This is a genomic window from uncultured Roseibium sp. (assembly GCF_947499295.1).
Lineage (GTDB): Bacteria > Pseudomonadota > Alphaproteobacteria > Rhizobiales > Stappiaceae > Roseibium.
The window spans coordinates 128471-142754 of the sequence record NZ_CANMNP010000019.1 but is presented as its reverse complement, the minus strand read 5'-3'; the positions used below and the strand labels follow the sequence as shown (position 1 = coordinate 142754).

The window sequence follows — 14284 nt, the reverse complement described above, 5'->3', positions numbered from 1 at the left end:
AACGGGAATGGCAACAGCAATGGCAATTCCGGTAACAGCGGCAACGGGAATGGCAACAGCAATGGCAATTCCGGTAACAGCGGCAACGGGAATGGCAACAGCAATGGCAATTCCGGTAATAGCGGCAATGGGAATGGCAACAGCAATGGCAATTCCGGTAACAGCAACGGAAATGGCAACAGCAACGGCAACGGCAACGGCAAAAAATAGAAAAAGAGATTGATCGGGCAGGGACGAGGTTGCTCGTCACTCTGAAACGGCGTTGCATATTGTGGGCGGTGACAAAGGTAAAATGTGGTCAGAAAAGACAAAGCGTTTCGGGAACGCCTGTCTCATCGCGATCCTGGTGATCGCGGCGACCGCGTTCGTGCGCTATACAGGTTTTTCCGGCTCTATAGATCGTTTCCTTTGGGAAACAAAGTTCAGCCATGACAAACGTCCGGTGACCGGACAGATCGTTCTCATCGATATTGATGCCAAGAGTTTGAATGAGCTCGGTGTCTGGCCGCTGCCGCGCCGTCTTTATGCAGAATTGACGGACGTTGTCGCTGGTTCTGGTGCTTCAGATATCCTTTTTGACATTGACTTCAGCGCAGTGTCGAGTGCCGAAGACGACCGGCTCTTCGCAAAAGCGATTGAAAATGCCGGCAATGTCAGCCTGGCAATGTTTCGTCAGGCCGCTTCGGCCGGCGCTAACCAAAGTGAAGTGATCAACCGGCCCATCGGTGAGTTTCTTCAATCTGCCTGGCCCGTCGTTGTCATGGTGCCCGTTGAAGACGACAGCCGTATATGGAGAAACATCTATGGCTATGACATCGCCGGTACAGCTGAATTGTCGGCGTCAGCGTTCCTGGGCGAATATTCCGGGGAAGCGCTTGGTGCTTTTGGTTTGGATTTCGGGATTGCCATCGATGAACTGCCGACGGTTTCGCTGGTGGATGTGCTCAACAGGTCAGTCGACCCAGAGTTTTTTCTAGGTAAGAAAGTCGTCATTGGAGCAAGTGCGCAAGAATTGAGAGATCTCTTTCCTGTACCGGTTTACGGCATTCTGCCTGGAAGCGTGATTCAGGCGCTCGGCGCTGAGAGTTTGCTCCAAAACCGTGCCATGCGTATTGAAGGGGAGATGGCAGCCCTCGCATTTGCCGTCGCTGTTTTTCTCCTGCTCTTGATGACCAAAATTGAGGGCTGGGCGATCAAAGCCCTGATACTTGCGCTTGCGGCGGGGACCGTCGAGCTGGCCGCATTTCTTTTGCAGAAGAACATGCCACTTCTTGTCCCGACGGCAAGTGCGCAATTCCTTTTGCTTTTCGCGGCTACAGGCGTTGTTCTGAGGGAACTTGGCTTTCACAAATTGATCTCGCACGTGGCCACGATCGGAAAGCACAATAGCGAAAGGATGCTCGGTCTTGTTTTTGAGGACAGCTTCGATGCCATCATCGTCATACAGAAGGATGGCTGCATTTCAGCGGCCAGCCGTTCAGCCAGGTTGCTTTTTCACCGAAAGAAGCTGATTGGGAGCAAGGCACATGAAGTCTTGCCGAGCGAGCTTGTTGAAGAGGCTCAAGAGGTTCTTATCAGTTCCGCAGATCAGATGCCAATCTCCAAAACACTGGCGATGCCGTTTGAAAATGGGGATCTGCGTTACGTTGAATATGTTGTCACTCGCTCCGAAAGAACGCTTGCGAGCACAGGCAACAGCGGCGACGACACGTCTGAGGCTGTTGCCTGTCTGACATGCCGTGATGTCACGGAAGAACGCGAATCCGCAATTCGTCTCGAATACCTTGCCAAATACGACCCTATAACGGGGCTACTCAATCGGAACGGGTTTGAAGAAGAGCTGACTATGCAGGCTCTGTTGGTGGAAAGCCGAGGTGAGAACCTTGGTCTCCTTCAGTTTGCGGTTGTCAATCTCGATCAGATTGTTGCGTCTCTCGGTTTTTCCTTTGGCGACAGTGTCCGCAAAACGATAGCGACCCGGCTGAAAAAGCATTTGTCCGATGGAATCACCTGGTCAGCGCTGGCCAGCGACACATTTGCTGCTGCCTTCGCATGCAGGCACGCAGGAGGCGACGAAACGCAGTTGATTGAACGTATCCGGGACCTCATCGGTGAAGACTATTCCATCGACGGCGCAAGGATCTCGGTCCAACTCAAATTCGGTTACGCAGTGTCCGACGCAGCCGAACCTCCCGAATCCCAACTGAAACGGTCTGGAAACGCGCTTGCCAGGGTTCGGCGTGACATTCAGCAGGAGATTTTGGCCTTCGATCCTGGCATGGACGCAGCACTGATGCGCCGGCGTGAGCTGGAGACCGAGCTATTCAAGGCGATTGTGCGCGACGAACTCCAAATGGCATATCAGCCACTCGTCACTCTCGATGACGGAACGATGTTTGGGGTTGAGGCGTTGCTACGCTGGGAGCACCGAGAGCTTGGACCAGTTTCGCCTGCCGAGTTTGTTCCGATAGCCGAAGAAAATGGTTACATCGTCGAACTCGGCGCCTGGGCGTTGAACCGTGCCATGAAGGAATGCTTGTCGTGGCCGGTACCCGTTCGATTGTCGATCAATCTGTCCGCAATCCAGTTCAGCCGCGGCAATTTGGTTGCAACGATCCTGGAGGCACTCCAGCGCACAGGCTTTCCGGCCGAGCGCCTCGATCTTGAAATAACAGAATCGCTGTTCATCGAAGAAGGTCTCGACCTCAGGTTTCTGATGGAAGAGATCAGGTCGTTCGGATGCAGTTTCTCGCTTGATGATTTCGGTACCGGCTACTCATCCTTGAGCTACCTACCGAACTATCCCTTCTCGAAAATCAAACTCGATAGGACTTTCGTCCGGCAATCCCTGAGCGACAAGAAGGACGTTGCTCTGATTGAGGCGGTGCTCCATCTCGTGAAAGGTCATGACATGGAGCTAATTGTCGAGGGTATCGAAACACCGGAACAGGCTGCCAAGTTGAATCAACTCGGCTGCCAATTGGGTCAGGGATACCTGTTCGGCAAACCAATGAACGCTATTCAATTGGCCGGCATGCTCCCAAAAGCTGCCTAGGCGGACAGGCCCCCGATACAGCTGTATTTGACGTTCAGATAGTCATCCAAACCGTATTTTGAGCCTTCGTTGCCCATGCCGCTGTCTTTGAAACCGCCGAAGGGAGCCACCTCGGTGGTGATCACACCCTCGTTTACGCCAACAAGGCCATATTGAAGCTGTTCCATCACCCGGAAAGTTCGGCCAAGGTCCTTGGTGTAGAAATAGCAGGCAAGTCCATATTCGGTGTCGTTTGCCAGTTTTATTACCTCATCTTCTGTATCAAAGCTGAAGAGCGCGGCGAGAGGGCCAAAGGTCTCTTCGCTGGCCACCTTCATGTCCTGGGTTGCGCCAGTAATCAGGGTCGGTTCGAAGAATACCCCGGGACCATTGCTGCGCTTTCCTCCCGACAACAGCGTGCCGCCCTTCGACAATGCGTCCTGAACATGTGTGGCGACTTTTTCAAGTGCTGCTTCGCTGATCAGCGGACCTTGTGTTGTGCCGCTTTCAAGGCCGTCACCGACTTTCAGTTGAGCGGACATTGCTGCCTTGAGCTTTTCGGCAAATGCGTTGTAAACGCCTGCTTGCACATAAATCCGGTTGGCGCAGACACAGGTCTGTCCGGAGTTGCGAAACTTGCTGGCGATAGCACCTTCCACGGCGCTATCGAGATCGGCATCGTCGAAGACAATGAACGGCGCGTTTCCGCCAAGTTCCATTGAAATCTTCTTCATGTGTTTGCCGGCATTGGAGGCCAGGAGTTTTCCGACCCGGGTCGAGCCAGTGAACGTCAATTTGCGAAGAACTGGATTTTCACACATTTCGGCACCGATTGCCGGCGCGTCACCAGTGAGGATGTTGATCACGCCGGACGGCAATCCGGCTTTCTCTGCCATAACGCCGTAGATGAGTGCGGAGTAGGGCGTCAGCTCTGCTGGCTTCAACACCATGGTGCACCCGGCCGCGAGCGCGGCGCCGAGTTTGCGGGCGATCATGGAATTCGGAAAATTCCACGGTGTGATAGAACCGACCACACCGACAGGCTCCTTCGTCACAAGAATGCGCCGATCTGCCCAGGGAGAAGGGACCGTATCGCCATAAATGCGCTTTCCTTCTTCAGCGAAGAAACGGATGTATTTCACACCAAGAGCGATTTCGCCTTTGGCTTCGGCAAGCGGTTTGCCCATTTCAGTTGTCAGCAGTACTGCCAGATCCTCGTGGTGATCCATGATGGCATCGCAAAGAGAGTGCATCAGCGTCGCGCGGGCATCAGCAGTCAGCGCTTTCCATGCAGGCAGCGCTGCGTTGGCCGCCTCGATTGCCCGTGCTGTTTCAGCACGTCCGCAATAAGGCACGCTGCCAAGCGTCTCACCTGTCGCCGGATTGACCACATCAAGCGTTTCGCCGCTGTCGGCGTCAGACCACGCTCCTGCAATAAAAACCTGTTGTTTCAAAAGCGTGGCATTTACCGACATGAAAGTCTCCCTGAAAATGATGTCTGCCTGTTCGAAACGGCAGGCTAGGCTTTTACAGTCATAGGGGGGTAATCGCGTGTCTGGCAAGCGCGATTTGAACGGGCCCGGGTTAGCGTCGGTGCCGAAAAAAATCCACACGATTCCGAGCAACCAGTCGTCACTTGAGAAAACGAAAAACGCGCCCCAATGGAGCGCGTCTAAGGCATTGCATTTGAAAGTTCGTACTGGAAATCTGTCTGCAGAAATCAGCCGTTCAAGCGTTCCTGCAGCACTGCAATTTCGTCCGCGAGCGCTTGAGCCTGACGCTGGACGCGATCGAGAGCGACCCGCATGCTATCGAGGTCAGCAGCTGCCGGTTCTTCGGAAAAGGGCGGGGTACCCCGGCCGACGAGAAGCCAGGTTGGGCTGACATTCAAAACACCTGCAAGCAACACCAGTTTGTTGGACCGCGGTTCTGAACGGTCGCTCTCCCAGCTTTGAAGTGTTGCTGTTTTGATACCTAGACGTCTTGCGAGCTGTGCAGTCGACAGGCCAGCCGCATCACGCGCCTTGCACACGCGTTCACCAAGTGTGTAGTCGATGTTGTTGGTGGACATGGGCATGCTCTCGTCATTTTCAGCCGAATCTGCCGCCAGATAGACGGTTGTCTCCGCTTGGGAGGGTAAATTTCTATTATATACTTGGGTCATGGGCGGCACACTTGCACGACAGGTATGTGCGCCGCAACAGCAAGCGGTCGATTTGTCGCATACTGGGTGAGCAAGGGCGGGATCAGGCCGAGGGCCTGTTAAAAATGACGGGATTGCAGGATTTCATCAGTACTCCCGTTCGAAGAAAATTCCGGCCTTGGAAGATCCGTCTGCGCCGACTTCGCCGCGTACCTTAAGTCCACGGTCGAGATCGATATCTACTTTGACACGACTGGACCCGGAGCCGGTTCCTTGTTCGACGCCGACATAGATGTTGTCGTTGATGTACTTGCCGACAGCAACAGACGGTCCATCGTCTCCATCGGTGTTGATGTCGATGGCATCCAGGCCCAAGGATTTGCGTATTGTGGCGAGGGGGCCGGTGTCGCTTCCACCGGTCAGGGTCGCGATGGCGGCGGCAAGACGAGCCACCTGCGTCGCCGAGAGGTTGCCGACGCTCTTTCCAAACAGCAGCAAGGCCAACACTTCGTCTTGAGGCAATTCTGGAGATGAACTGAACTCTATGACAGGGTCGTCCGCATCGCCGCTAACCGAAACTGTAATGGACGTGTCGTTGACGGTCGTGGTTGCGGCAAAATCGATTACAGGTGTCAGTGACCCTTCAAACGTGGCAGTTCCGCGCGAGAAAACAAGCCGTCTGGTGAGGATGTCCAATTGACCGCGCTTCAGCGAAAAGGCTCCGATTGCCTGCGGGTTTGCGGTAGTTCCGACAACTTTGAGATTTCCCTGAAGCTCGGCATCCAAGCCGCGCCCCCGGATAAAGATGCGCCCCGGAGCGGAAACAAGAATGTCCAGTCGAGGCGGGACTGACTTTTGTTGCGTCTGGTTCTGTTTCGGCCCGCCTCCTATTTGGGCAACTTGTTCCATGATCGCCTTGGACGCATGAATATGTTGCACGTCGACGGGCGGGATCGCGCCGGGCAGGTACTCCGGAATTGAAATATCTGCCTTGTTGATCGTGACGCTTCCGCCGAAAAGAGCAGACGAAGAGGAAGAGGCAAGGGGGCCGGTGATCTTGAGGTCAGCATCCACTTCAGCTGTTACCAGCCCTGGGTCTACATAGCGGCCGTTGTCGAGATTTATCGAAAGGTCCGCCGGAAACCCGTTGTTCATGCCGACCGTTCCGGACGCTGAGAGCGACCCGCCGGTTACGATCTCTCCTGTTACGCCGTTGATCGAAGCCTGGTTCTGGTTGACCGATGCATTGCCGCCGATGTTTCGGACGGTAAGGCCGGTGGAAAGGCTTGTCACCTTCAAGTCAGCAGGGGTCGCGGTGATCTGGTAGGTGGGCGCACTGGCAGATCCGCCAACGCTACCTTCCACAGCGATTGCGCCTTCGCTTCTGATGCCTGCTTCCAGCAATGGTCTTCTGAGTGCCGATGTCGGGATCGTGCCATTCAGCTTTATGGAGAGCGGATTGGGCTGCGCCAGTCCGATTGTCCCGGTCGAGGCAAAGTTGAGACCACTTGTATTGTTGAGCTTTGTCGATTGATTGATCTGGTTGTTCTTGAGCGTGCCTGTGGTGGTCATGCTGAAGTCTGCCAAACCGTTTTTCCGGAGTTCCGTTGCGGTTAGTCCGCTGCCTGTGATCGACCATTTGGCTTCAGGCTCGGCTGCGCTTCCGCTCGCTGTCGCATTCCCGGAGAGCGTGCCGCCAAGCCCGAGCGAAGGGACAAATGCATTTGCAAGGTTCAACGGAACAGATTTCAGTTCAGCGCTCATATCAAGCGTTTGGCCTGCCTTGCCCGCCAGCGAGAGCGAACCGTTGCCAAGCGAGAGTTCCAAGGGCGTGATCGTGACACCGCCATTTTGGTAGGTGATCTGAGAAGGCTGGTTTAACTGGCTTTTCAGCCCCTGGTAGCGCAGTCCCAGTTCCGACAAGGCCACAAGGTAGGCGCCGGTCTCAGGCTCGCTTACATGCGCTGCCAGTGTGAGGCCGTCTCTTTGCCCTTTGTCCATATCCGCCTCGGCGGTAATTGCGGTGCCACCATCCTGGGGCTTTGCCAGGACTTTCACCCGGTGAATAGGTGTTGCGTCTGTTATCAGCTCCGTAATTTCTATGTCTGCGGAGACTGATTCAGGGGCGTATGGGGCAGCAAGATTGGCTTTCAGTTTCAGTGAACCGATGCTGACTGCGGGCACGTCAATGTCACTTCCGGTGACGTTCAGAACAAGGATTTTGTTTTCCGGATCAGCTGATACGGTTCCTTCGATACGCCCGCCGATCTCGGTGAGAAGGAGTGGCGAAAGTGATGCCAGATCGGGGGCATCGATCTTCAGCTGCCCGGCGAGTGTTTCCAAAGGCTTCGTCAGATCACCAATCGCAAGATTGCCATTGACCGAATTCCCTGCAAGCTTGATCGACAACGGATTTATGTCGGCTCCGCCATCCCGGCTTGACAATTCCACGTCAACGGAGATTGGCTGATTGTTGAGTTTTGCGGAGCTTTTTATGGTCGCAGTGGGGGCAGTGGGGTCTGCGACTGCCTCTGTTTCGAACCTCAGGTCATCCAAAGGCGTCCCGGCCAGAAGAATTTGATCGGAAATGGCCTCCGCCTCGACATTTAGAGCATTCACCGGGCCGGACGTTTTTGCACTGAATTCCAGACTTCCGGAAAGTTGGTTATCAACCTTCGACAAGTCGGCAAGTTTCGCTGTGAGCTCTGAGGTCAGGGAGCGGTTTTCGTATTGCGCATTGCCATTTGCCGACAGCGCGCTGTTTTTCAACGCCAGGCTTTTCAGCGTAACGCTGTCTTGCCCGTCCAGATCGAGTGTCAGGTCAATCTGAGTGTCGTCTGCCAGAAGCGCATCGGCTTGGGCTACACCAGTCTGAAGATCCTTTGTAATCAGTGACAGGGCGGCCGCGCCTGACAGCGAACTGGGGTTCAGATCGGCGGAAAATGAACTGGTGATGCCTCCACCGAGCGTTCGGCCCGCCACCTCTGAAAAAATCTCAAGGTTACCGACGGACATGCGCCCCTGTGCCTTGATTTCATTTTGCGAAAGCAGGCTGTCATTTAGTGCAAGGCTTGCCGCAGGAGAGGACAGGTCAAGTGATTGGAAAAACAGACTTTGTGATTGGGCGTCCACCGAACCTGTGGCATTCAATTCAAGTTCACCTGAAGCCGGCTTTGTTTCAGGTGTTAAACCCACCAATTGTCTTACGCTCAGCTTCAGGTCAAAAGGTGTGCTCAGTGCGTCGGGTGCAAAATTGGCACCTGAGCCAGAGACACTGAGCGTCAAAGGTCCTGTACGAGCCTCTGTGGTTTGTACAGAGGCGAGGCCAGCGTTGAGCGACCACTTTGCGGCAGTTTGCTCTCCAGACACGGTGAAATCGACGTTCGTCGACCCGAAGGCAATGCGTCTATTTCCGAGATCAATCGCAATCAGCGCATTATCACCCGCACTGACAATGAGATTGCCCGATGCGTTCAGGCTCTCTGATCCAAGTTCTGCCTTTGCGTTTAGCGCAACGGTTTGTGTCTTTAGGGATAGGTTTCCCGAAAGCGGCGAAAACTCGGGTGAAAAATGCGCGCTCCCCTTGATGTCCGTGGTTCCGAGAAGAAATGCCTGAGCAGCCGGCGGCGCGAGAGGCTCAAGATCGCCGTCCAGATCAAATTCCAGGTCTCGTCCCTCTGGCGACTTCGAAATTTGTGCCGATCCGGTTACGGTTTTGCGACCATCCAGCGCGACTTCGAGATTGGCGGCCCAATCAGTGAGCGGTCCATCACCTTTCAAGGTTAGAAGTAGCGCCGGTAGATCCGGGACTTCAAGCAATCGCGCTGCTAGTCCTCCACGTGGTTCGGACACAGAAACGTCGAATACAAGCGTTTCGGCTGATGGTTCAAACTGAGCATTCGCGGAAAGCGAGGCGTCGACCCCATCGATCCTGTGCACATCGAGGTCAGCAGTTATGAGTGCCGGATCAAGAGCAAATGCACCAGACCCGGAGGCGGCAAGAGAAACGGGGGCTCCGAATAGAGCTTCACCGAGATTGATTTCAGCAACCGAGAGTTTCTTTAAGGAAATGTCGACGGGAAGTGCGATCCCGCCGGACCCGGAAGATTCCCCCTCGGCAGTGGAGGTTTCGTTCTCTTTACTAAGCGGCGCTCTGGTCACATCGATCAGCGAAACCGAAACCTGATCAATGTTCAGATCACCGGTAATCAACCCCAGTGGTCGCCAGTCGAAGGCTACGCCTTCGGCTTCAAGCCAGGTTCCCTGAGTGTCCGCCAGTTTGATGTTATCCAGCGCGGCGTTTAGGCCGAAGCTGATGTAGAGCCCTTCGAGCGTGACCGTTTGGGTATCACTGGATGCAAGGGAACTGGCGACATTTGAAAGGAATGTTCGGCCTGCCGACAGCTGAAGAGCTCCGATGGCAAGCACCGGCAGCGCGATCGCAAGCGCGATCAGGAATCCGAAGATCCGCAGGGACAATCTTAAAAAACGCATATGCGTTAAAACGCCTGGCTCAAACCGACATAAAGAGCGAAGTCTGGGTCACCTGGACCAGGATCAAGCGGAACCGCCGCATCGATTCGTAGTGGCCCAATGGGAGTAAAATAGCGCAATCCAGCGCCAACGCCCACCTTTAGGCTCTCTGAAAAGTCCGGAATGCTGTCTTCATAAGCATTGCCCGCATCTACAAATCCCACAACACCGATTGTGTCGGTGACTTTCACCCTGACTTCACCAGACAATTCAAGGAGTGAACGTCCCCCCGTAACTTCGTCATTTATACGGGGGCCGACATTTCGATAGGCATAGCCACGGATAGATCCTCCACCACCTGCAATGAACCGCCGGCTGGCCGGAACGGCTTCAACCGAGGGCGCAAATATTGACCCTGCAGATACACGGCCGGCCAGAATAAAGCGCTTCGCTTCATCCAGTGCGTAGTAGCTGGATACAGTGCCTTTAACAAAACCCATCGCATTGGAGTTCAGCGTGTCGTAGGCAGGTTCGGCAAAAACTGCGGCAAAGAAACCTTTCGACGGATTGAGTTTGTCGTCCCTGTTGTCGAATGTCAGGTCGGCGGGAAGGCCGAACAACAGGTAGTCGTCGTCACCAAATGCGTCTTCTTCATTTGCGTAAAAGATTTCTGCGCCCGCGCGGCCTTTGAGAGTGTCCGAAAACTCTCTGTTCAGATAGGCATCAAACGTTAGGGTGCGGCTCTTATAGGCATCAGGGTTTTCCTGCCGTGCCTCGAGACTGGTTGAAAAACTCGTCAAAGGTCCGAATACGCCGGGCTTTTCGAAAGCGACTCTTGCTGAATACTCTTGATCCTCGATGCTTTCTGTACCAATGCGGCCGATAGAGCCTTCAACAGATAGCAACTCACCACGTCCGAATAGATTGCGCCGTCGCCAGTAGCTTTCAACTCCAAAACCTTCAGTGCTTGACCAGGAAGCACCGGCTCCGATGACGTGCCGCTTTCGTTCGCTGACTTCAATTGTGATCGGCAGACTTCCGTCTGGGCCCTCAATATGCCCTTCGACCAGTCTTATGGAGGAAAAGATACCAAGTTCATTCAGGCGCTTGCGTGCACGCGCGAGATCTTCCGGTGAATAAACCTTGCCTTCGGGCAGCATGGCCTGCTGAACGACAAAGTCCGGATCTGTGACCTCAGTACCGCTTACTGAGACCTTTCCGAAGCGTGCCTGCTCACCGGCGTCGGCGACGAGGGTCACATCCAAAGTGTCTGTGCTGTGGTCGGCAGTTATGCGCCGCTCCGCAATTGAGGCTTTTGGATAGCCGCGAGCGCGAAGGTCAGCCACCATACGTTTTTCAGCTGTCAGGATCTTGCCCGAGGCGGCGACATCACCCGCCTTGAGACCCCAATAACCCGGGTCTGATGTCAGATCGCCACCGCGCGAGACAACAACAACTTTGCCGAACGTGAATACCGGACCCGGATTTGCGACGATCGATACGTTGACCGGCCGCGTATCGGGAAGGTCGCTTTGTTCCAGGGCTGTTTCCAGCGGTACTCCAGACAGTGTGATGTCGACGGTGCCGCCATAGCGGCCGTCCGCATAGAGCTTGGCGATCAGTCTTTCCCGGTCGGAAAGTGCTCTTGCGATCAGACCCGCTTCGCCAGAAGGCGGTTTATCCTGTTGTTGGATGAGAAGCGATGCGCCTTCAAGCTCCTCTTTTAGGTGATCACCTCCGCTCGATATGCTCAAGTCTGTTTTGTAAGGCAGGGGGTCCGGAACGGTCGCAGCTTCATCTTCGCCCGACTCAAAAAACTTCCACCCGAACACTTCGAAGGATTTAGCCGGCAGCGGAAGTGCAACCAGTGTTCCAAGGATGACAAGTCCGGCCAGACTGCGTTTGTCAACGCAAAGAGCACCGGCAACTTTCAGCGCTGCCAGTGCGGAATGAACGTTGAAACGCGTGTCCGCTCGAGAACCGGACACGCAGGACGGAAGACCCTTCACTTACTGCCGCCTGTCGGATTGGCTTGGTTTCTTGCAAAGAAACAGTCTTGTGCAATTCAACCAGCTGCATATGCAGCCCCTACGTCACCCACGTTAAGGAGCCATGGTTAAAGTAATACAAACACGATAGACCATGGCGCAGGTATCAACGCAAGAGTGAAGGTTCCTCAAGAGCTTGATCGCCTGAATTGGGTGTCAAATACTCCAATGGTGATCAGAACAGCGCTTGATCTTCTGGTAAATTCATCAAACGACGGGCGGCGGTCAAAGTATTGGCCATAAGCATGGCAATTGTCATGGGACCAACACCGCCAGGCACAGGTGTGATTGCACCGGCATGGTCGACAGCCTCGTCGAAAGCAACATCACCAACAAGCCGCGTCTTTCCTTCACCTCTTTCGGGGGCCGGAATTCGATTGATGCCGACATCGATAACGGTTGCGCCTGGCTTGATCCAGTCGCCTTTCACCATTTCAGGCCTCCCAACCGCTGCGACGACAATGTCCGCAGCCTTGACAATCGCCGGGAGGTCCTTGGTCCGGCTGTGAGCGATGGTGACCGTACAACTTTCTTGCAGCAACAGGCTCGCCATAGGTTTGCCGACGATGTTTGAACGACCGACAACGACCGCGTTCAGTCCTGATAAGGTGTCACCCAGGGTCCGTTTCAAAAGCACGAGACTGCCGGCAGGTGTACACGGCACAAGCGCGCTGCCGCGCTCCCCGGCTGTCAAAAGGCCGACATTGACCGGATGAAATCCGTCAACATCCTTTTCCGGCCGAATCAGGCGGAGGACCTTGCTTTCGTCAATGTGAGCAGGCAATGGCAATTGCACGAGAATACCGTGAATCTCCTCGTCATCATTCAACTGCGCCACAAGCGCAAGCACATCAGCTTCGCTCGTATCGGCCGGAAGTGTATGTTTCACTGAATGAAAGCCGCAAGCTTCAGCCGCTCGGTCTTTGTTGCGGACGTAGACTTGGCTCGCCGGGTCCTCACCGACAAGGACAACCGCCAGCCCTGGCCGTTTTCCAGTTGCTTCTAACAACTGCGCTGCACGATTGGTGATTTCATCGCGAACTGAATTTGCGATTTCCTTACCGTCAATTATCTGCGCCTGGGGCATTCAGCCTCCTCATACATCTGCAATTGCAACATCTGATTTCTGAGGAACCTATAGAACCGCAGTCGAGTTTCCAAAAGACGGTTTGCGTCTTTTCCTTTTCTGGTTGCGCCACCAAATGCATGCGTTCCCGAAAGCTTTACCGACCAGCCGCAAACCGGTTCAGTTCGGAAATGGCGCAGACAATATGATAAAGAGAACTGGCTGGTGCGGGCTCGTCTTCGAAATCTCCATCCGGGCTCATCTTGTCCCGCCAAAGGCCATCAGGTGCCGAAGCGAAAAATACGCGCATCGCGTTTGCCGCGTCCAGTATGTCAGACAGATAAGCGTCGCGCTCCGGTCCCTGGGAAGTTTCAGCAAGTGCGATTGCAGCCTTTAACCATTCGGTCTGACCCCACAACCGCGCTATCGGATCGCGAACACTGAAGTCGTCGTTCAACGCCATGAACGTGACACTGCGGGTCTCGTCAATCCCATACGTCCAAGCGATATCATAGAGGCGCCTTGCGGCTATCAATGCACCGGCATCGCAGCGAGAACGGCCCCATCGTGCCAAAAGCCAGGCCCATTCAAATTGGTGTCCCGACTCCATGACACGGCCGTTGTCACCTTTGAAGGGAGACCAATCCAGTTCAAAGAATTCGCGCAATCCACCGGTCACGGGGTCTATATAGTGGTTCAATGCCAGCTCGGCGATTTCGTCTGAAAGCTCCTGCCATGCCGGATCGGCGGAGATTGCTTCCCAAGCCAGGCATGCTTCAAACATATGCATGTGCGGGTTCGAGCAAAGCGGCAACTTGTCGGGATTGGCTTCACGAAACCCGCCTTGCGGGTTGCGATAGTTTTCAATCAGATAGTTCAATAAATTGGACGCGTGTTCTTCAGCGTCCTGCCGCGACTCCGGCATATTGCCTGCAATTTGCGCGAATGCGAACAAAGCAAAGGCCTGGTTGTAGAGATCGAAGGATTGATCCGTTACCTGGTTTTCAACGTCGACCGATGAAATGAAGTAGCCTTCGTCTGAACGATATGCGCTGAGAAACCATTTATACAGTCCTGAGGCGAGGTCTTCGGCTTGGCCGGTCCAACCAAGTTTTGCGCCTTCCAGGAAGGAGTAGATCTGTCGTGGCACAACTCTGGCACGCCGGGTGACGAAAAGTGGTTTCTGAGTTGCCAAATCGATCGATTCATAACACTCGCCTTTACCAGGATCCGCCCCCACAGTCGCCCAGATCGGCAGAGCTTTACTGTTAAGCCATGCTGTCATTTCTGCGGATTGGTGTTGCACCATTTCTCCGACTTGATTTTTGTCAATTGTTGTCATCAGAAACCCCGCTACGAGCATAATTCCGCCGGACTCAACCTGGACACTAGTGGCCTTGGCGCTAAGAACTGAAGACGATAAATCAGAAATTAATCAATTCACTAGGAAAAACGGTCTACTGTTACAGCAAAGTCACAGATGGGATGTTTCTCCGGGGGAAAGGACCGTTGTGTCTTGG

Annotated in this window: 8 protein-coding genes; 2 read left to right on the top strand and 6 right to left on the bottom strand. The window is 54.4% G+C overall.

The window, feature by feature from the left end:
* Positions 1-223 (top strand): hypothetical protein (locus Q0835_RS24755; RefSeq protein ID WP_298965286.1); only part of this gene is annotated, 223 nt, incomplete at its 5' end.
* 69 nt (positions 224-292) lie between these two features.
* Positions 293-3055 carry an EAL domain-containing protein gene (locus tag Q0835_RS24750; protein ID WP_298965283.1) on the top strand — a complete coding sequence of 921 codons (2763 nt, stop codon included), beginning with the start codon at positions 293-295 and terminating at the stop codon, positions 3053-3055.
* Here Q0835_RS24750 and Q0835_RS24745 read toward each other — a convergent pair.
* The 6 genes from Q0835_RS24745 to Q0835_RS24720 form a co-directional block, all read right to left on the bottom strand.
* Entirely contained in the window at positions 3052-4509 is a 1458-nt protein-coding gene (locus Q0835_RS24745) for an NAD-dependent succinate-semialdehyde dehydrogenase (protein WP_298820883.1), read from the bottom strand. The two genes, Q0835_RS24750 and Q0835_RS24745, sit on opposite strands and share 4 nt — an antisense overlap.
* Before the next feature lie 245 nt (positions 4510-4754).
* A complete protein-coding gene (locus Q0835_RS24740) occupies positions 4755-5105 on the bottom strand; it encodes a helix-turn-helix domain-containing protein (RefSeq protein WP_298820881.1) in 351 nt (116 codons plus the stop codon).
* A gap of 219 nt (positions 5106-5324) precedes the next feature.
* Complete coding sequence (locus Q0835_RS24735; RefSeq protein WP_298965281.1) at positions 5325-9671, bottom strand: translocation/assembly module TamB domain-containing protein; 4347 nt, start codon at positions 9669-9671, stop codon at positions 5325-5327.
* 5 nt (positions 9672-9676) lie between these two features.
* Positions 9677-11659: an autotransporter assembly complex family protein gene (locus Q0835_RS24730; RefSeq protein WP_298965278.1), complete on the bottom strand. Its 1983-nt coding sequence runs from the start codon at positions 11657-11659 to the stop codon at positions 9677-9679.
* A 214-nt stretch (positions 11660-11873) separates the two neighbouring features.
* Positions 11874-12785 carry a bifunctional methylenetetrahydrofolate dehydrogenase/methenyltetrahydrofolate cyclohydrolase FolD gene (gene folD, locus Q0835_RS24725; RefSeq protein WP_298965276.1) on the bottom strand — a complete coding sequence of 304 codons (912 nt, stop codon included), beginning with the start codon at positions 12783-12785 and terminating at the stop codon, positions 11874-11876.
* A gap of 136 nt (positions 12786-12921) precedes the next feature.
* Complete coding sequence (locus tag Q0835_RS24720; protein ID WP_298965273.1) at positions 12922-14106, bottom strand: AGE family epimerase/isomerase; 1185 nt, start codon at positions 14104-14106, stop codon at positions 12922-12924.
* Positions 14107-14284: the final 178 nt, after the last annotated feature.

Bases quoted from the DNA above. Each gene is read 5' to 3' on its own strand.
- Q0835_RS24720 (WP_298965273.1), bottom strand. From the start codon at position 14,106: ATGACAACAATTGACAAAAATCAAGTCGGAGAAATGGTGCAACACCAA.
- Q0835_RS24740 (WP_298820881.1), bottom strand. From the start codon at position 5,105: ATGTCCACCAACAACATCGACTACACACTTGGTGAACGCGTGTGCAAG.
- folD (WP_298965276.1), bottom strand. From the start codon at position 12,785: ATGCCCCAGGCGCAGATAATTGACGGTAAGGAAATCGCAAATTCAGTT.
- Q0835_RS24745 (WP_298820883.1), bottom strand. From the start codon at position 4,509: ATGTCGGTAAATGCCACGCTTTTGAAACAACAGGTTTTTATTGCAGGA.
- Q0835_RS24735 (WP_298965281.1), bottom strand. From the start codon at position 9,671: ATGCGTTTTTTAAGATTGTCCCTGCGGATCTTCGGATTCCTGATCGCG.
- Q0835_RS24750 (WP_298965283.1), top strand. From the start codon at position 293: ATGTGGTCAGAAAAGACAAAGCGTTTCGGGAACGCCTGTCTCATCGCG.